23 protein-coding genes are annotated in these 17,995 nt (G+C 63.8%); 12 read left to right on the top strand and 11 right to left on the bottom strand.

The window, feature by feature from the left end; genetic code table 11:
* The first annotated feature begins 18 nt into the window (after positions 1 to 18).
* From cobG to AC3WQS_RS20825, 9 genes are all read left to right on the top strand, one after another.
* On the top strand, positions 19 to 1,161 hold the full coding sequence (gene cobG / locus AC3WQS_RS20785; protein WP_070797026.1) for a precorrin-3B synthase: 1,143 nt from the start codon (positions 19 to 21) through the stop codon (positions 1,159 to 1,161).
* Positions 1,162 to 1,180: 19 nt separating this feature from the next.
* Complete coding sequence (locus AC3WQS_RS20790) at positions 1,181 to 1,807, top strand: precorrin-8X methylmutase (RefSeq protein WP_492712230.1); 627 nt, start codon at positions 1,181 to 1,183, stop codon at positions 1,805 to 1,807.
* On the top strand, positions 1,804 to 3,291 hold the full coding sequence (gene cobJ / locus AC3WQS_RS20795; protein ID WP_047270543.1) for a precorrin-3B C(17)-methyltransferase: 1,488 nt from the start codon (positions 1,804 to 1,806) through the stop codon (positions 3,289 to 3,291). The genes AC3WQS_RS20790 and cobJ overlap by 4 nt, the downstream gene beginning before the upstream one ends.
* A gap of 26 nt (positions 3,292 to 3,317) precedes the next feature.
* Complete coding sequence (locus tag AC3WQS_RS20800) at positions 3,318 to 3,677, top strand: HNH endonuclease (RefSeq protein WP_020969652.1); 360 nt, start codon at positions 3,318 to 3,320, stop codon at positions 3,675 to 3,677.
* Positions 3,674 to 4,078 (top strand): nuclear transport factor 2 family protein, encoded by a 405-nt coding sequence (locus tag AC3WQS_RS20805; protein ID WP_197942240.1) that lies wholly within the window; start codon positions 3,674 to 3,676, stop codon positions 4,076 to 4,078. Before AC3WQS_RS20800 ends, AC3WQS_RS20805 begins: the two co-directional genes overlap by 4 nt.
* 105 nt (positions 4,079 to 4,183) lie before the next feature.
* The gene (locus tag AC3WQS_RS20810; protein WP_492712232.1) at positions 4,184 to 4,318 is read left to right on the top strand and encodes a hypothetical protein; all 135 of its coding nucleotides are present in this window, start codon (positions 4,184 to 4,186) and stop codon (positions 4,316 to 4,318) included.
* Between the two features lie 113 nt (positions 4,319 to 4,431).
* Complete coding sequence (locus tag AC3WQS_RS20815) at positions 4,432 to 4,764, top strand: type II toxin-antitoxin system HicB family antitoxin (protein ID WP_223257807.1); 333 nt, start codon at positions 4,432 to 4,434, stop codon at positions 4,762 to 4,764.
* Between the two features lie 98 nt (positions 4,765 to 4,862).
* The gene (locus AC3WQS_RS20820) at positions 4,863 to 5,102 is read left to right on the top strand and encodes a PLDc N-terminal domain-containing protein (RefSeq protein ID WP_020907792.1); all 240 of its coding nucleotides are present in this window, start codon (positions 4,863 to 4,865) and stop codon (positions 5,100 to 5,102) included.
* A 77-nt stretch (positions 5,103 to 5,179) separates the two neighbouring features.
* A complete protein-coding gene (locus tag AC3WQS_RS20825; protein ID WP_492712235.1) occupies positions 5,180 to 5,770 on the top strand; it encodes a dihydrofolate reductase family protein in 591 nt (196 codons plus the stop codon).
* 422 nt (positions 5,771 to 6,192) lie between these two features.
* On the opposite strand, the gene AC3WQS_RS20830 is transcribed toward AC3WQS_RS20825, so the two are convergent.
* Positions 6,193 to 6,975 carry a dienelactone hydrolase family protein gene (locus AC3WQS_RS20830; protein ID WP_492712237.1) on the bottom strand — a complete coding sequence of 261 codons (783 nt, stop codon included), beginning with the start codon at positions 6,973 to 6,975 and terminating at the stop codon, positions 6,193 to 6,195.
* Positions 6,976 to 7,249: 274 nt separating this feature from the next.
* On the opposite strand from AC3WQS_RS20830, the gene ccsB reads away from it, so the two are divergent.
* On the top strand, positions 7,250 to 8,209 hold the full coding sequence (ccsB, locus tag AC3WQS_RS20835) for a c-type cytochrome biogenesis protein CcsB (protein WP_492712239.1): 960 nt from the start codon (positions 7,250 to 7,252) through the stop codon (positions 8,207 to 8,209).
* A gap of 13 nt (positions 8,210 to 8,222) precedes the next feature.
* Here ccsB and AC3WQS_RS20840 read toward each other — a convergent pair whose 3' ends face one another.
* The 8 genes from AC3WQS_RS20840 to dprE2 all read right to left on the bottom strand — a co-directional run bounded on the left by AC3WQS_RS20840 (position 8,223) and on the right by dprE2 (position 14,532).
* Positions 8,223 to 8,738 (bottom strand): DUF1990 domain-containing protein, encoded by a 516-nt coding sequence (locus AC3WQS_RS20840; RefSeq protein ID WP_264614540.1) that lies wholly within the window; start codon positions 8,736 to 8,738, stop codon positions 8,223 to 8,225.
* Complete coding sequence (locus AC3WQS_RS20845) at positions 8,738 to 9,097, bottom strand: VOC family protein (RefSeq protein WP_070797037.1); 360 nt, start codon at positions 9,095 to 9,097, stop codon at positions 8,738 to 8,740. The genes AC3WQS_RS20840 and AC3WQS_RS20845 overlap by 1 nt, the downstream gene beginning before the upstream one ends.
* 10 nt (positions 9,098 to 9,107) lie before the next feature.
* Positions 9,108 to 9,749: a ScbR family autoregulator-binding transcription factor gene (locus AC3WQS_RS20850; protein WP_019748499.1), complete on the bottom strand. Its 642-nt coding sequence runs from the start codon at positions 9,747 to 9,749 to the stop codon at positions 9,108 to 9,110.
* A 159-nt stretch (positions 9,750 to 9,908) separates the two neighbouring features.
* Complete coding sequence (locus AC3WQS_RS20855; RefSeq protein WP_225320034.1) at positions 9,909 to 10,808, bottom strand: HAMP domain-containing protein; 900 nt, start codon at positions 10,806 to 10,808, stop codon at positions 9,909 to 9,911.
* 166 nt (positions 10,809 to 10,974) lie between these two features.
* Complete coding sequence (locus AC3WQS_RS20860) at positions 10,975 to 11,721, bottom strand: cobalt-precorrin-6A reductase (protein WP_195791749.1); 747 nt, start codon at positions 11,719 to 11,721, stop codon at positions 10,975 to 10,977.
* Positions 11,722 to 11,744: 23 nt separating this feature from the next.
* Positions 11,745 to 12,494 (bottom strand): precorrin-4 C(11)-methyltransferase, encoded by a 750-nt coding sequence (gene cobM / locus AC3WQS_RS20865; RefSeq protein WP_019748502.1) that lies wholly within the window; start codon positions 12,492 to 12,494, stop codon positions 11,745 to 11,747.
* Entirely contained in the window at positions 12,491 to 13,774 is a 1,284-nt protein-coding gene (gene cbiE / locus AC3WQS_RS20870; protein ID WP_197942245.1) for a precorrin-6y C5,15-methyltransferase (decarboxylating) subunit CbiE, read from the bottom strand. The genes cobM and cbiE overlap by 4 nt, the downstream gene beginning before the upstream one ends.
* Positions 13,771 to 14,532, bottom strand: a complete 762-nt coding sequence (gene dprE2, locus AC3WQS_RS20875) for a decaprenylphospho-beta-D-erythro-pentofuranosid-2-ulose 2-reductase (protein ID WP_020969664.1) — start codon at positions 14,530 to 14,532, stop codon at positions 13,771 to 13,773. Before dprE2 ends, cbiE begins: the two co-directional genes overlap by 4 nt.
* Positions 14,533 to 14,562: 30 nt before the next feature.
* Here dprE2 and AC3WQS_RS20880 point away from each other — a divergent pair, with 30 nt between their 5' ends.
* Positions 14,563 to 14,988, top strand: a complete 426-nt coding sequence (locus AC3WQS_RS20880) for a PPOX class F420-dependent oxidoreductase (protein WP_019748505.1) — start codon at positions 14,563 to 14,565, stop codon at positions 14,986 to 14,988.
* On the opposite strand, the gene AC3WQS_RS20885 is transcribed toward AC3WQS_RS20880, so the two are convergent.
* On the bottom strand, positions 14,989 to 16,125 hold the full coding sequence (locus AC3WQS_RS20885; RefSeq protein WP_020969665.1) for a M24 family metallopeptidase: 1,137 nt from the start codon (positions 16,123 to 16,125) through the stop codon (positions 14,989 to 14,991).
* A gap of 37 nt (positions 16,126 to 16,162) precedes the next feature.
* Here AC3WQS_RS20885 and AC3WQS_RS20890 point away from each other — a divergent pair, with 37 nt between their 5' ends.
* A complete protein-coding gene (locus tag AC3WQS_RS20890; RefSeq protein WP_020969666.1) occupies positions 16,163 to 17,128 on the top strand; it encodes a 5'-3' exonuclease in 966 nt (321 codons plus the stop codon).
* 4 nt (positions 17,129 to 17,132) lie between these two features.
* Here the strand turns inward: AC3WQS_RS20890 and AC3WQS_RS20895 are convergent, their stop codons facing one another.
* On the bottom strand, positions 17,133 to 17,966 hold the full coding sequence (locus tag AC3WQS_RS20895; protein WP_020907805.1) for a DUF4333 domain-containing protein: 834 nt from the start codon (positions 17,964 to 17,966) through the stop codon (positions 17,133 to 17,135).
* Between the last annotated feature and the right edge of the window lie 29 nt (positions 17,967 to 17,995).

A 17,995-nucleotide genomic window follows, 5' to 3' on the forward strand; every position in this document is an offset into this window, starting at 1 on the left:
AGGTCGTACCCTGGAGCCATGCCCACGGACCGTTCACAGCCAGACGCGTGCCCGGGTGCACTGCAAGTTCACCACGCCGCCGACGGCGCACTGGCACGCGTGCGCCTACCCGGCGGACTCCTCACCCCGGTCCAATTGCAGACGCTCGCCGACGCAGCGCGCGATCTCGGCAACGGGCAGATGGAACTCACCTCGAGGGGCAACGTCCAACTGCGCTCGGTCTCGGACCCCGAAGCCTTCGCAGCGCGAATCGCGTCGGCCGGTCTGCTGCCGTCCGCGACGCACGAGCGAGTGCGCAACATCCTCGCGTCCCCACTGTCCGGCCGTATCGGGGGCGTCGCCGACATTCGTGAACTGGTCCACCGTCTCGATTCGGCGATCCAAGCGGATCACGCATTGGCGGATCTGCCAGGGCGAACCCTGTTCACCCTCGACGACGGGCGCGGAGACATCACCGGGCTACGGGGCGATTTCGGACTCCATGCGCGCAGCGCCACCGAGCATTCACTGGTGCTCGCCGGTCACCACACCACTCATCTCGTCCAGGCGGACGACGCCGTCGAATTGCTCCTCGAGGCGGCTCGATCATTCCTCGACGTCCGCGACAAGCACTGGCGCCTGGCCGAGGTTCCGGACGGTATCGAACGCACCCTCGAGCAGCTGGGTCTGAGCGCCGAGTCCACCGGTGCGGCGGACCTCACGCCGGATGCACGGCCCACCATCGGCTGGCTCGAGCAGCGCGACGGGACCGTAGCCCTGGGCGGAGGCTTGCGATTCGGGCTGCTGGACGCTCGGCTGGCCGAGTTCCTGGCCGCCGTCGACAAGCCCGTTGTCGTGACGCCGTGGCGATCGGTGCACATCTTCGACCTCGACGAATGGGCTGCCGAGCAGGTAGTCCGGGTGTTGGCGCCGATGGGGTTGATCTTCGACGAGAACTCACCGTGGCTCGACGTCACCGCCTGCACCGGAAGCCCGGGATGCGAGAAGTCGCTCGCCGATGTGCGCACCGACGCAATCACCGCCGTCGAGCAGGCAGAACTGCCCGTCGTCGGGCGCCAGCACTGGGCCGGGTGCGACCGCAGCTGCGGACGTCCCCGCGGGGACGTAGCGGATGTGATTGCGACGGGTGACGGTTACCGGGTGAATCCGGCCGATCGGTGATGCCTCTATCGTGTGGCACATGATCGAGTACATCCGTGACGGCGCGGAAATCTATCGCCAGTCCTTTGCCACCATTCGGGCCGAAGCCGACCTGTGCCGTTTCCCGGCGGATGTCTCGCAAGCTGTAGTGCGCATGATTCATGCAAGTGGCCAGGTCGATCTCGTCGACGACGTCGCCTTCACACCCGGTGTCGTCTCGGCTGCGCGCGCAGCTCTGCGCGACGGCGCGCCGATCTTCTGCGACGCCCAGATGGTGGCTGCCGGCATCACGCGCAAGCGTCTGCCCGCCGGCAACGACGTCATCTGCACCCTCGGCGATCCGCGGGTTCCCGTGCTGGCGTCGACCATCGACAACACTCGTTCGGCGGCTGCTCTCGAACTGTGGGGAGCCAAGCTCGAGGGCGCTGTTGTCGCGATCGGAAACGCACCCACCGCACTGTTCCATCTCCTGAACCTCATCGAAGCCGGCGCACCCCGTCCGGCCGCCATCGTCGGAGGTCCGGTCGGCTTCATCGGCGCTGCCGAGTCGAAGGAAGCCCTCATCGAACACGCCAGCGGGATCGATCATCTCGTTCTCCGCGGCCGACGCGGCGGCAGCGCGATCACCGCGGCCGTCGTCAACGCGATTGCGAGCGAAGTCGAATGAGTGCAGGCAAGCTCTGGGGTGTCGGTATCGGCCCCGGCGATCCCGAATTGGTGACCGTCAAGGCCGCCCGCGTCATCGGCGAGGCCGATGTGGTTGCGTTCCACTCCGCGAGGCACGGCAAGAGCATCTCCCGCGGAGTTGCAGCGCCGTACATGCGCGAAGGACAGATCGAAGAACACCTCGTCTACCCCGTGACCACCGAGACCGTTGATCATCCCGGCGGATACCAGGGCGCGATGGACGAATTCTACGAAGCGGCTGCCGAACGGCTGGCAGTTCACCTCGCGGCCGGTCGAACCGTCGCGTTGCTCGCCGCCGGCGATCCGCTCTTCTACAGCTCCTACATGCACATGCACAAGAGGCTGGCCGATCGCTTCGACGCCGAGGTGATTCCCGGCGTCACCTCCGTCAGCGCGGCATCTGCGGCACTCGGAAAGCCGCTGGTCGAGGGTGAAGAGATCCTGACGATCCTGCCCGGAACGTTGCCGCAGGCCGAGCTGACCAGGCGACTCAAGGAAACCGACGCCGCAGCCATCCTCAAGCTCGGACGTACGTTCCCCCCGGTCCTGCAATCGCTCGAGGATTCCGGCCGCTTGGATGAAGCGCACTACGTCGAGCGCGCGAGCACCACACGTCAACGCGTCGAATCCGCTGCCGAGGTCGACCCGGACGGAGTTCCGTACTTCTCGATCGCCATCGTTCCGAGCCCGTCGAACAACCCTCGACCTGCAACCGAATCCCGCGGCGAGGTGGTCGTGGTCGGACTCGGGCCGGGCGACACCGCCTGGACCACACCCGAAGTGGCGCATGAGCTTTCGTTGGCCACCGACCTCGTCGGCTACGGCCCTTACGTCGATCGCGTGCCGACGCGTCCGGGCCAGCGGCGCCATTCCAGCGACAACCGCGTCGAAGCCGAACGCGCAGCGATGGCGTTGGACCTGGCGAAGAACGGCGCCCGTGTAGCTGTCGTCTCGTCGGGAGATCCCGGCGTATTCGCCATGGCTGCAGCAGTTCTCGAAGTTGCCGCCGAAGACCAGTGGCGCGGCGTGCCGGTACGCATCCTTCCCGGTATGACGGCGGCAAACGCTGTCGCCAGTCGCGTCGGCGCTCCCCTCGGGCACGACTATGCGGTGCTCTCCCTCTCCGATCGCCTCAAGCCGTGGGATGTCGTCGCTCGCCGTATCTCGGCAGTTGCAGCCGCAGATATGGCATTTGCGGTCTACAACCCGGCGTCGAAGTCGCGGACGTGGCAGGTCCAAGCCATGAAGGACCTCGTACTCGAACACCGCTCCCCCGATACTCCTGTTGTCATCGGGCGCGATGTTGCCGGAGCCGAGGAATCAGTTCGCGTCGTGACCCTCGGCGAGCTCGAGCCTTCCGAAATCGACATGCGGACTCTGCTGATCGTCGGCTCATCGATGACCACGGTCGTCGAAACCGGTTCGGGCCGTCAGGTGTTCACCCCGCGGCGGTACCCGGAGTAACCACCACTCGGCGATAGCATGGCGTCATGCCCGTCAACCGGACCCGGAAAGCCAGATACGCGCGCAAACGCAAACGCCGAATGGATCTGGTGGAGCACGACCTGTCCGTCGAGCAGTGGTCCGCGCTCAAAGCGGCCTGGGGTGGCTGCGCGTACTGCGGCGAGCCGGACGGGTCGCCGCAGCGTGACTGTGTGCTGGCGATCTCCCGTGGTGGGCGCTACACGCTCGACAACATCGCACCGGCGTGCCGCTCGTGCAATGCAAGCAAATGCAACAGCGAGGTCACTCTCTGGTTGCGGCGCAAGGGGTATGACGAGAAGGCCTTCCTCCTGCGACACGCGGAGATAGGTATCGAGATGAGGGCGCAGTTCTCGGAGCAGTCGTGACGACCCCGCACGAGTTGCGCCCGATCCTCGACGAGTTGATGGAGTTCGAACCTCTGTTTCACCGAACTCGAGTAGCGATGTCACGAGACGAGTTCGATGCGGTCGTCGACCCGGAGTTCCGGGAGATCGGAGCCTCCGGCGCTCGATACACCCGCGACTACGCGCAGTCGGTAGTCGCGGGCCGGCGACTCCGCGGCGAAGTGAACGACGCCGCCGAACTCGGGTGGAGGGTTGACCGGCCAGCACTGAGCAGGATCGCGCCTGACACGTATCTGGTGACGTACCGGCTGGCGCAGGCGCATCGGGTTACCGAGCGATCATCCATCTGGCGGTTCACCGAGAATCGATGGAGCGTGTTGTTTCATCAAGGCACAGTCGTCGAAAGTGGTCTGGAAGCGTGAACAGCTCCCGACTCCGCCTCGGGAGAGAGAATTGCACGGTGTGGGCACTTACACCTTGCGCACTCCGCTGACCCACGGTGATACTAGATGCAGTATCAATATTGCATGGGGAAGAGAGACAAGCTGCTCGCGCAAATGCGGACCGCGCCGCAGAACGTCACCTACGACGAACTGTTCGCACTCTGCATCGATGTCTTCGGTCAGGCCAGGCAGAACGCCGGGTCTCACGCCAAGTTCTAGACGCCGTGGCCGGGACCACGCATCAACATTCAAAAGGGTTCGGGCGGTAAGGCCAAGCAGTACCAGGTAGGGCAAGTTCTGGCAGCAATCGAACGCATGGAAGGAGAATCGCGGTGATCCCCGCAGTGGAGCACTACACATACCGAGTCGAGTGGTACGAACCCGACGGAGAGTTCCTGGGAACCTGCACGGAGTTCCCTGGCCTGTCGTGGCTCGCGGATACTCAAGCAGCCGCCCTCGACGGCATCCGTACAGCGGTGGCCGAGACGCTCGCGGACATGGCAGAGACAGGTGAGCGGATCCCCGAACCGCTGAGCGAGCGCGGATATTCGGGCAAGTTCCAGGTCCGGATCACCCCGACTTTGCACCGCAAGCTGGCACGCGCCGCCGCCGAGGAAGGGGTTTCCCTCAACGCGTTGATCTCCGAACGTCTCGCGTCCGCGTGATCGACGGGGTACCGAGGGAAGGTCGATCTCGCACTAAGCCCAAGCGCTGGAGCGTGTTGTTCCAATCAAGTCACAGCGGTTGAAAGGGATTTGTAAGCGTGAACGAATCGATCCACAACCCCACCATTCCGCTTTGGGTGGACATCACCTTCACCGTCTTCGTTCTTGCCTGGATCTTCATCACGATTAGCGCGCTCGTGGCGATCGTGCGCACCGACTTCGACCGCTCGGGCGGCAAATTCTGGTGGTCGGCACTGGTGATCGCGGTGCCTGTACTCGGTGCGCTCGTCTGGTTGCTGTTCGGTCGACCCCCGCGTGACTCCAGGTCCCGAACCTGATCTACACCGACGGCCCGGCAGTAGTCTGAGTACGGTCCGGTGCTGTCACTCTGCGCGTATCAGGGGAGAACAACGAGATGAGACCACTTCGATACTCGATCAACGTCACCCTCGACGGCTGCTGCCATCACGAGGCGGGGCTCCCACCCGACGAGGAGTCGATGCGCTACTGGACCGCTCAGATGGAACGCGCCGATGCTTTGCTGTTCGGCCGGGTGACCTACGAGATGATGGAGTCGGCGTGGCGGCGGCCCGCAACGGGTGCGTGGCCTGACTGGATGGACGAGTGGGAGATCCCGTTCGCCGAGGCCATGGACCGGGCGAAGAAGTACGTCGTGTCGAACACGCTGAGCGGGGTCGATTGGAATGCCGACCTGGTGCTGGGCGACTTGGGGCCAGCAGTTCAGCGACTCAAGGAGCAGCCCGGCGAAGGCCTGTGGGTTGGCGGCGTGACACTCCCCCTGGCATTGGCAGACCTGGGACTGATCGACGAGTACGAGTTCCTTGTGCAACCGGTCCTCGCCGGACACGGACCGACGTTGTTTGCCGGTCTGCGCGAGCGCATCCAGCTCGAGCTCGTCGATCGCCACGAGTTCCAGTCGGGTGCAGTCGCCGTGCGATATCGGCCCACTCAAATACCGCCCCCGGGTCAGGTATCGGACGGGTAGTCTACGCATGGCTGGACATGCGCGGTTGAAACACATGTCGTCGCCTCAGTTCGGACGCGAGAAGAGTTTCCAGTCTTGTTCGGTGTTCGGTGTTCGGTATTGACCGGATACTCGGCACAGCAAGAGCATTAGCCACCGAAGTTCTCCGGACAATCCGCGACGAGATCGAAGCATCGAACTGGATCACGAACAAGTTCGTTCCGCCCGGCGGACCGTAAGGACCACTCGTCGCTATCGAACACTCTGGCCTCTTATTCCACAGGCACTGCACCTCGAGCTGTAAGCATTCCCGGTCGAGGGCCATGCTAGCGCGCACCCTCGCGCGCCTCAGCAAAAATGGCCTAGCTGGACGGCTACTAGCGAGCGAAGGATCGAAATCGCATCGGCGTCCGACGCAGGCCGGACGCCGATACGTGTTCACGTCAGCTCACAGGAGCGCCACCGCTCCCGCCGAGGTGGCGGGCGAAGAACCGAGCCGAACTGTCGCGCTCGTAGTCGGGCACCGGATAGTGCCTGCCCGAGTAGGCGTGCAGCGTCTTCTCCTTCGAGCCGAAGGCATCGAACAACGCTATCCCTGACGTGCGGTCGTAATCCTTGTCATCCCAAGGGATCCGGTACTCGACCGGGACCGTGAGCTTTCGCGCTGCCTCGAGGAGGGAGCTGTCCACAAAAACTCCCCCGAAGCTCACGGCAGCGATCCTGGATTCGACCGGGGCCAACATGAGCCCGGTCACGACCCCTAGCGACACGCCGCCGAAGCCGATCGGAGCGTCGGCGTTGACGTCGGGCAGCGTTTGCAGAGCGTCGATGGTCGCCTGCCATTCCGGCACTGCACGCTCCGCCAACGATCGGTTGTACTCGACGACGATCGGGGCGATCGGCTCGTGGGCCGCCCTAGCCTGGTGGATCGCCTCGACCCACTGTTCGTCCTGTGTGTTCCGCGGGCGGTCGCCGTGTCCGGGCGCGTCGATCGCGGCGACTGTGAACCCGTGGGAGCTCACACTGTGGAGTGCGCTGGCAACCAGCCCTGGTGCCTTCTTGTGCATGCCGCCGGAGTGCCCGGACAGCAGAAGGGGTGATTCGACAGATCCGGACGCGGATGACCAGAGCACACCGGTGATGTCGTCCAGAGTGAAATGGCGTTCGACGACACCGTTCAACGTCGTCTCGGAAGTGAATTCGATGGTCTGAGAATTGGATTGCATGGTGTTACCTTTCGGGATTGCCTACTCGAGGCGCTCCCGGCGACACCTACGTCAATCGCCGATCCGTGAACACGAGTGGGAGCACCCACATGGTTACAGCGGTCATGGGTCTCACCTCCTGGCGTGTTGTCACGGTCTCGCACAAGCTATCAATCCGAACCGAAGCTCGTCCAATCATTTTCCGGACCACTGATCCGACAGACGGCCCTGCCAGTTCTACGATCGTGTGTAGTAGATTCCAAATGACAACCAACCGGTCGTTATGAGGAGCCTGATGTCGGTCGATCCAGTTCTCGCGCAGTACAGCGACTACGCCTTCGCGTCGTCTTTCGCGATTTACGTTCTCGCCCTGGTTCTTTCCGTCGTAGAATTCGCCAGCGCACCCCTCTCTGCCACAGTGCGACCGGCACTCGCACATGCCGGAAGTGCATCGAATCCGGCGTTGCCCGGCCGGATCGCATTGCCGCCGAATCGAACCCGCGCCCATCGTGCGGGTCGCGCTGCCATGTCTCTCATCGTCGTCGCCCTGGTCCTCAACGTCACCGCGCTTGCACTTCGCGGCATCTCGACGCACCGATGGCCTCTCGGAAACCTCTACGAGTACGCGCTTTTCCTCAGCGCGGCATTGGTGGCATGCTGGCTGGTCATTCTGCGGCGGTACCCGATTCGATCGTTGACCATCTTCGTTCTGTCACCCACCGTGGTGCTTCTGTTCGTCGCCGCAGCAAGCATGTATGCCGAGGCAGCGCCGCTCGTACCCGCTCTTCGTTCGTACTGGATCGGCGTGCACGTCACGATCATCGTCGCCGCCTCCGGCATCCTTACGTTCGCAAGTTCGGTCAGCGCACTTTTCATGATTGCCGAGGTGGGTCCGCAGTCGAAGAAACGCGCGTTGCGTTGGATTGCGGCACGACTGCCGTCATCCGAATTGCTTGACCGCGTGGCCTACCGAACAACGGTCGTCGGATTCCCATTGTTCAGCATCGGGGTGATCTGCGGGGCGATCTGGGCGGAAGCCGCGTGGGGACGTTTCTGGGGCTGGGACCCCAAGGAGACGGTCTCGTTCATCTCCTGGGTTTTCTATGCCGCGTACCTCCATGCGCGCGCTACCGCAGGGTTGAAGAACATGCGTGCGGCATGGATCAATGTTGCTGCCCTCGCAACCATGCTTTTCAACATGTTTGCAATCAACTACGTCGTGTCGGGATTGCACTCGTACGCTGGATTGAATTGACGCCTACAACGGGTCAAACCCGCGATCGGTCGACGCTCGCGCGGACGGCACGGATGTAGCGGCGCGTCACAAACGCCTGAACTCGACGTCCGATCGGAGCGCCGAGACGCACCCACCACGTTCCAGGCTTGGAGAATGCGACGATCTCGATACGAACCGCTTGGCTGGTCTCGTCGAACTGGACGGCGAACAATTCCTCTCCGCATTCGGGGTGGCCTGCGCGGGTTCCGTACGCGAAGCCCTTGCGATTGGGGTCGTCGACGACATAGACGATCCGAACGGGGATAGTCACCGGACCGAGTCCGAAAGTCGCATCCTGACCTGCCACCGCGGTCGGGGCTGCCGTGCGGACGGTAAGACCGGCTCCGCGGTGCATTCCCCATTCCAGGACGGTACGAGCTGCGACCTCGAAATCTTCACGTCCGGATCCGACGGTCGCGCTCTCGTGAACGTGGTGATAGCCGGCGGGGAGAACGCCTGACGTTGCGCCCACCTCGAGGTACGTCAGTCCGCCCGGGCCGGACGCCATCACTGCTCGCGTCGGTGGCTGAGGATGTTGATCACGTGACCGTCGGGGTCGGCAGCGAAGAACCTGCGCACACCCCACGGCTCCTCGGTGACGGGATAGACGATGGCGTCGCCGCGCTGCACCGCGGCCTCGTACGCCGCATCGAGATCGTCCACCTCGACGGAGACGTCCGGCACGACGGGCGCATGCGCGTCGTGCGTCATGACGCTGATCTGCGAGGACGGATCCGTCGGCGAAGCCAACGTCACGATCCACCCGTGATCCATGACAACTTCGAGGCCCAGCACTTCGGTGTAGAAGCGCTGCGCGGCCTCGAGCGAACTACTCGACAGATCCGAAACTATCCGCGTGACGGCCATGTCCCGCAGGCTACGCCGCCGCCGGAGTCCACCGCGACTTGACGAGGCGCTCGATGTCACCGGAAAGTTCGTCGCTGACGATTCCCGGAAGCAGGATCTGCCACATCTCGTCGACACGATCCGGAAGGTCCGAGCGTCGGGTGAGAACGTTCGAAACCAGCTGTACCCCGGTGAATGCCGAGGGCATGAACCTGCCGAACGATTCTGCGCTGACCGATTTTCGGATTTCACCTTCCGCCTGAGCTCTGGCGGTGAGATCCGTGATTGCCGAGATCCATTCGGCGTACGGTTCCACCGGCCCCTCGTACGTGCTCAGTTCCAGCGTCAGGCGAATGCCCGCGCGAACGATCGGCTCGTCGACAATCTGACGTGCCATTTCGTGCGTGAGCATGATCATCTGTTCCAACGGGTCCTTGCCCGTCGCGGAAATCGCCTGCACCGATTCGATCGAGAGCCGATGCTGTTCGGCAATGATGAATTGCGCGAGCTCGTCCTTCGACGCGAAATGGAAGTACAACGCGCCCTTGGTAGTACCGGCCCCCGAGACTATGTCGGCCATGCTGGTGCTGCCGTAACCAGTCTTCTCGAACTGCGCGGCCGCGCCGGCAACGATTTGCTGCCGAGTCAGCTCGGCGCGTGCTTGCTTGACCACTGAATCCCTCTCGTCCTCCAAAGGCCCCCGCCCAGCAAACCCCACGGTTCGCGCCACACTCCAGCTATACCCAAAAACTTCACAATTGCCCCACATTACCAGCGCTCCTTCCATTGCTTCAATTACGAATGCAACAAAGGCGCTGGTCAGACGTCCGATTTAGAGGGAATCTCCTCTCCCCAACGTGCTTTCGTCAACCCGCGCACGGTCCACCAACTCTCCGACGAGGAGCGTCAACTCCATCATCTGGTCCGTGATTTCCTCACGCAACTGCGTTGCATCTGCCTCGGAAATCGCGCCGGACTTGGTATCGAAAGACATCAACAACTCGATATTGGTGCGAAGTGCAGTCAACGGAGCCAGAAGGTCCTGGCCCGCTTCGGTGATCAGACTTCTCTGGCGCGCCCGCGATTCCGACAACGTCCCGAGCATCCGATTGAAACTGACTGTCAACGACGCCAACTCGTCGTCGCCGGTCACCGGAATCGGCGCAAGATCATCCGTTTCGGCAACCCGCCGCGTTGCCGCAGTGAGTCGCGCAATTGGCCGTAATCCTGTGCGTGCCACAGCATCTCCGGCCGCGTAAGCGAGTGCGATACCGGCCGCCCCGAGTGCCGCCAACACCACTGCGAGTCGCTTGAGGACCGAACGGGTCGGCCCCAAGGATTGCGCGACAACCAAAGTTTGGCCCGCAACCGAGGGCTCGACAAGAATTCGATACGCATCGACGGTTGCGATCGTCTGCGACGAATTGCCGTCTGCGATCGACCTGATGGCGTCTGCGCTGGTGCTGAACGGCGGCAGACCGGGAGTCGCCGTCACCAAGGCGCCGTCGGCAGTGAGAAGCCCCACCGCCTGGATGACCGCTGTATCCGCGCCGGCCGTCAATCCCAGAACCGGTGTGACACCGCCGAAATTGACGGTGTCGGTGATCGCGTCACTCGTGCGCTCGAGTTGTCGATCGACGTTGCCTTGCAAATACGCGTTGAACACGATGTACACCGCCGACGCCGACACGATCACCGCGATCGCCACCAGGCCTGCAGTCAGCAATTTCACGCGCGCATGGAGCGTCCGCACGTGAATTCCCGATGGTTTTCGACGGCTCATTCCGGGAACCGACACTCTCATGCGCGGTCCCGCAGTGCGGCGTCGAAAGATCCCAACATCCCTCCAGTATGGTCACGGAACCTTAGACGAACCTGAAGCGAACGCGATGTCGGCCTCACAGCGCCGTTCCACTACCGAAAGCCGTGAGCCAGTCCACCGCCCCGGCTTCGGTGTCGAATGCCGGAGCGGTCGCCGGGATCGGTGGTCGTTCGACGACGATCACCGGGATCGACAATTGCCTGGCGGCGGCGATCTTTGCGTACGTCTGCTCGCCGCCACTGTTCTTGGTGATCACGACGTCGACGCCGTGAGTTCTCATCAGATCGACTTCCGCTTCGACGTCGAATGGGCCACGTGCGAGCAGCAATTGCGAATGAGGCGGCAATGTCCCTGAAGGCGGATCGATGGAACGCACGAGAAACGAGACGTTCTTCACGCGGTCGAACGCCGAAACTCCTTGCCTCCCGATCGTCAGAAAAGCGCGTGAGCCGATCGTCGGCACCAATTCTGCGGCGTGATCGAGATCGCGTACCGGAAGCCAGGTGTCGCCGGGTTGCTCGCGCCACGGGGGGCGTCGATACATGGCGTACGGAACGGAATTCGCGCGGCACGCGTCGAATGCATTTTTGGTGATGCGAGTGGCAAACGGATGCGTGGCGTCCAGCACTGCACGAATATCGTTGGCCGACAACCACTCCGAGAGCCCTTCGGCTCCCCCGAACCCACCGATGCGCACTTCCCCCTCCGGCCATCGAGGATCACGAACCCGGCCGGCCAGCGATGTGACAACTTCGAGGTCGGCTGAATCGGCCAACCGAGAAGCGATCACTCGACCTTCACCCGTGCCGCCGAGCAAGAGCACGCGACGACGAGTACCCGTCGGGGTCAGTGTGTGCTTCTCTCACGCGCCGCCGAGTAGAGATAGCTGTCCGGGAATCCTTCAGCAGTCAACACTCGGCCCACGATCACAACGGCCGTCTTCGTGATGCCGGCTGCATGAACAAGTTCGACGATCGTCTTCAAAGTGCCTCGAACAACGATCTCCTCGGGCCGCGAGGCGAAGGCGACGACCGCCACAGGGCAGTCCTCGCCGTAATTGTCGGCCAACTCGGATGCGATCTGTTCGATGCGATGAGCGCCGAGGTGAACCACCATCGTTGCGCCGCTGCGGCCCAGGGACCGCAGATCCTCGCCCTCCGGCATTGCCGTCGACAAGGTGGAGACTCGGGTGAGAACAATGGTCTGCGAGACGCCTGGGACGGTCAGCTCACGCCTCAGCGCTGCGGCGGCCGCGGTAAATGCAGGAACACCGGGAATCATGTCGAAATCGACACCCGCGGCGTCCAGGCGACGAGCCTGCTCGGCTACCGCGCTGAAGATCGACGGATCACCGGAATGCAGACGCGCGACGTCCAGCCCGGCCGAATGCGCTTCGACAAGGATCGCGGTGATCTCGTCCAGGCTCAGGCGAGCAGTGTCCACGACCTGCGCCCCGACCGGGCACCACTCGAGCAACTCCGCTGGGACAAGGCTGCCGGCGTACAAGCACACAGGGCTCGCAGCGATGATGCGTTGCGCGCGGACAGTGATCAGATCTGCCGCACCGGGACCCGCACCGATGAAATGAACGGTCATTGTGTGGATTCCTCCGGCGTATCTGTGCCTGCGCCTGCAGACGGCTGACTTTTTGTGACGGACCATTGGACCACCGGAAGTTGCGGTCGCCAAACGTTGAACGCGCCCAAAGGCTCGGCGCGCTGCACCTGAAAGCGTCGCAGCGTCCCACCATGGCGACTCATCCAGCCGAGCAGCAACGATTCGGACTCGGCAGTCACGGCGTTGGCAACCAGACGACCACCCACGCTCAACTGCTCCCAGCACGCTTCGAGCATTCCCGGTTGCGTGACGCCGCCGCCGACGAACACCGCATCGGGACGCCGAACCTCTTCCGCAAACGCCTCGGGCGCGGTCGCTTTCACTGCCAACGCAGGCACGCCGAGATTGAGTGCATTGGCACCGATCTGCGATACCCGGCTCGCCACCTTCTCGAATGCTGTTGCAGTGCAACGCGGGTGGGTTCTCATCCACTCGATGGCGACGGTTCCCGACCCTCCGCCGACGTCCCAGAGGTGTTCTCCCGGCGCCGGTGCGAGTGCACACAACGTCAATGCGCGGATCTCCTGCTTGGTCATCTGACCGTCGCCGACAAACGCAGCATCCGGCAGACCCGGGATTCGAGTCAGCCGCAACGGATGATCGACCGAGATGCACTCGACGGCCAGAATGTTCAACGCGTCCACGTCCTCGTCCGCGTGATCCCACTCGTCTGCCACCGTGACGGTCCGCGATTCCTCGGCCCCGCCCAGCTGGGCCAGCACGGTCACGATCGATCGTCCGAAGCCCGCGCCGGACAACAGACGAGCCACCTCCCCCGGTGTCGAGCGCCCGTTGCTCAGAACCAACAGGCGCGCGCCATCGACCACTGCCGCCAAGACGGTCGCCGAGTCTCGGTTCACCAGACTCACGACGTCGACCTCGGCCGATGCCCATCCCATTCGCGCGCTCGCCAACGCCACCGACGACGGGTGCGAGATCACTCGCACGTTGTCCGCGCCGAGCAGCCGGACCAACGTGACGCCGAGGCCGTGGAACATCGGGTCACCGCTGGCGAGCACACATACTTTGCGGTCCGCGTTCTCGGCGAACATCGACGGCAACGCCGGAATCATCGGAGACGGCCAGGTGAGCCTGGTGGGCGCACGCCGTGCCCCGAGATGTGCCGCCGGGACCAAGTCCAGCTGGCGCGGCGACCCCATCAGGACCTCCGCACCGAGGATTGCACCCTGCGCGCTCTCGGACAGCCCTTCCCAGCCGTCGGCGCCGATGCCGACGATCACCACCGGGTGTGCGGTCATCGCGGCATCCGGCGCCAGATCGTCTGAGGCAGAAGCCGCATGACGAAGAACACCGGCTGCAGAATTCGCGGAACCCACACCCGAGTCGCCCCGGAGTTCAGTCCCCGTACGACGGCGTCGGCGACCTGCGACGGAGTGCTCGACATCGGGGCAGGCGACATTCCCTCGGTCATCTTCCCGATGACGAACCCTGGCCGTACCAACATCAACTGCACGCCCGAACCGTGCAGCGCGTCGCCCAGACCGCTGGCAAAACCGTCCAAGCCGGCCTTTGCGCTCCCGTAGACGTAGTTGGCGCGGCGAACCCGAACGCCGGCGACGGACGAGAACACCACGATCTTTCCGGTTCCCTGTCGGCGCATGATCTCCGCGAGGTGCGTGAGGATGCTGATCTGCGCCACGTAGTCGGTGTGCACCACCGCGACCGCATGCGCCGCGTCGGTTTCGGCACGCGCCTGATCGCCGAGAATTCCGAAGGCCAGCACTGCAACCGAAATCCGACCGTGCTCGGCGACTACGGCCTCCAGGAGGTCTCCGTGCGTGTCGACGGCGTCGGCGTCGAACTCGACGGTGGAGACGCCGACCGCTCCGGCGTTCCTGAGCATCTGCTCCTGCTCCGACAGCTCGCCGCTGCGTCTGGCAGCCAGAACGATGTTGCGGCCCGGCGCGAGCCTGACCGCGATCTCGAGGCCGATCTCACTTCGTCCGCCGAGGAGCAGTACCGTCTCGATGTCATTCACGTTCGCACCCGCAGTCACCGCTCCAGTGTCCTGGATTACCGTCGTGGCATGACGCTCACCCCCTCCACCACGCCATCGGCACAGCAGACTCTCACCGAAGACGGGCTGAAGTTCGTCGGTGAATACCACCTCGCGACACTCACGACGTTGCGTCCGAACGGCACCCCACACGTCGTGGCCGTCGGGTTCACCTGGGACCAGGAAGCCGGAAAGGCGCGCGTGATCACCAGCGGTGGTTCACAGAAGGCGATAAACGCAGCGCGTGGCGGATACGCCGCAGTCAGTTCGGTCGACGGTGGTCGCTGGCTCACGCTCGAAGGGCCGGCACGCGTGCTCGCCGACGAGGACTCCGTGGCCGACGCCGTTCGGCGCTATGCCGAGCGGTACCGCCAGCCACGGGTCAACCCAGCGCGCGTGGTCATCGAAATCGACGTCACCCGCATCCTCGGGTCCGCGGCGTTCAAGGAAAGCTGATCAGCCGAGGACAGTCAGGCCGTGCGGACGGTTGTTGAACGACTCGCAACCGTCCGCGGTCACGACGACGATGTCCTCGATACGGGCACCCCAACTGCCGCGGAAGTAGATTCCCGGTTCGATGCTGAAGGCCATACCTTCGACGAGTTCGATGGTGTTGCCCTCGACGATGTACGGCTCCTCGTGCACGGACAGCCCGATACCGTGACCGGTGCGGTGAACGAAGACCTCCGCAAGACCTTGTGCGGCAAGCACTTCGCGGGCGGCAACGTCGACGGATTCTGCGGATACTCCTGGCCGCACCGAATCGACGGCAGCCTGCTGTGCCGCTTCGAGTACCGCGAACTGCGCTGATACCTCGGCGGACGGCTGCCCCATGCTGTACGTGCGGGTGGAATCCGAGTTGTAGCCGGGCTCGACCGGTCCGCCGATGTCGATCACCACGATATCGCCGCTCTCGATCACCCGGTCCGAAACCTCGTGATGCGGATCGGCGCCGTGCGGGCCTGATCCGACGATCACAAACGCGGCCTCGGTGTGCCCCTCTTCGAGAATCGCCTCCGAAATTGCCTCGCCCACTTCGGCTTCCGTACGGCCGACGATCAAGAACTCGGCCATGCGGGCGTGAACACGGTCGATCGCCGCACCGGCCCGTCGCAACGCCTCGATCTCGGCGTCGTCCTTGACCATCCGCAATTCACGCAATACGCCGGTAGCGAGGATCGGCAACGCGCCCAAGGTGTCTGCGAGCGGGATCAGGTGCAATGCAGGCATCGCATCCGTCACCGCAACCTTGGCGCCGGTCGGGAGTTGCGCCGCCACAATCGCATACGGGTCGACACCGTCGACCCAGTCGAGGACGGTCAGCCCGAGATCGCCCACCGCCGATTCCTTCAACGACGCCAACTCCAAGCGAGGAAGCACGACAGACGCCTTCGCCGTGTCCGCAGCGATGACCAACGCGGTCAAGCGCTCGAACGAGTCGGCCCGAGAACCCGTCAGGTACCGCAGATCCGGGCCTGGAGTCACCACCAGACCGTCGAGTCCTGCTGATCGAGCCAACTCCGCGGCGCGAGCGATACGTGCGCCGTACACGGCGCTGGAGAATCGGGAATCCTGTTCGGCTGGAGACGTCATGGCTTACAGGTTAGTGCCGACTGGCAGGATGGTGACCATGAGTGGGCCATTGCTTCTCCTCGACGGTGCCAGCCTGTGGTTTCGTGCGTTCTACGCGCTGCCCGAGTCATTCGTCGACCCCGACGGAAGACCTGTCAACGCCGTGCGCGGTTTCACCGACATGGTGGCTTCCCTGATCACCAAACACCAGCCGAGTCGTCTCGCGGTGTGCCTGGACTTGGATTGGCGACCGCAGTTCCGCGTCGATGCAGTCCCGACGTACAAAGCGCATCGCGTCGAAGAAGGCTCTGACGGTTCGTCCGAAGAAGTTCCGGACACGTTGACGCCTCAGGTCGACATGATCATGGACGTGCTCGCAGCAGCAGGAATCGCGACGGCGGGTGCCGTCGGACTCGAAGCCGACGACGTGCTGGGAACGCTTGCCGCCACCGAGCGCGAAGATCTCACCGTCGTCGTCAGTGGTGACCGAGACCTTCTGCAGGTCGTCACCGACGAGTACGTGCCCGTTCGTGTCCTCTACGTGGGCCGTGGCTTGTCCAAGGCAGAACTCTTCGGACCGGTCGAGGTTGCCGAGAAGTACGGAGTACCCGGTGATCGTGCGGGCGAGGCATACGCCGAACTCGCGGTACTGCGCGGAGACGCCTCCGACGGTCTACCCGGCATCAAGGGTGTCGGTGAGAAGACTGCGTCGACGCTGATGCTGCGCTACGGCTCGTTGGCCGGACTTCGCGCGGCCGCAGCTGATCCGGAATCCGACATGGCCAAGGGAATTCGCGCAAAACTCACCTCACCAGAGGCCATCGCTTACCTTGATGCTGCGTTGCCGGTAGTACGAGTGGTTCGCGACGCGGACGTTCAGTTCTCGAAGGACGACCAACTCCCGGCGACCCCCGCCGATCCCGCACGCTTCGAGGAAGTAGCGGCCTCGCTGAACATCGAGCGCTCGGCCGGACGGCTTGCCGCCGCGCTCGAGGCTGCGGCGGCAGGCCGTTCCGACCAGTAGAGCGTCAGCTCGGGCGGCTGACCTCGTACGTGCCGTTGTCGTCGACAAAAGTCACAGTCACGTTCGACTTCACACCCGCGATCGAAAGCGTGCAGGTGAACTTGTTGCCTGACTTGACTTCCTGGTCCGCGGGGCACTGAACGTTGCTCACGTTCTTTGCCCCGTAGGACTCGGTGACGATCTTCTCGACGCCGGCCTGAGCCGCGCTCTGATCGAGTGTGTTCTTGCCGAAGACACCGAACACCAGGGCCACCACGACAGCAGCAAGTACGACGAGAACACCGATCGCACCGAAGATCAAGGGCTTCTTCGACTTACCCGACTGGTTTCCGGGCGCACCGGGACTCGGGAACGGCTGAGCCTGGTTCCACTGATTCTGCTGTCCCGGCGCTTGGCCGGGAGCCGCGGCGCCCCATGCCTGCTGAGGTGCGGCAGCAGGCGGCTGACCCCAGGCCTGGGTCGCGTCAGGTGCCTGCTGTTGCCCGGGCTGACCCCACGGCTGAGCGGGAGGCTGCTGCTGGGGTTGTCCCCACGGCTGTTGCTGGCCGGGTTGTCCTTGTCCAGGTTGCTGCGGCTGACCGTACGCAGGCTGACCACCAGGCTGCCCGGGCTGGCCGTAGGCAGGTTGTCCCCACGGCTGTTGCTGGCCGGGTTGTTGACCGGGCTGCGGTGTTTGACCAGGCTGACCCCACGGCTGCTGCTGGCCGGGCTGCTGACCAGGCTGCTGCTGACCGCCCGGCTGCTGAGGATTCTGCCCCCACTGCTGCTCGTTCGGCTGCTGCTGATCACCAGGACCCCATTGCCGATTCGGATCGTTCGGTCCGTAAGGCCCGCTCATGTTCGCCTCCCACTCGAAATACCAGTCTG

The sequence above is a fragment of the Rhodococcus sp. FW305-130 genome (assembly GCF_058788335.1).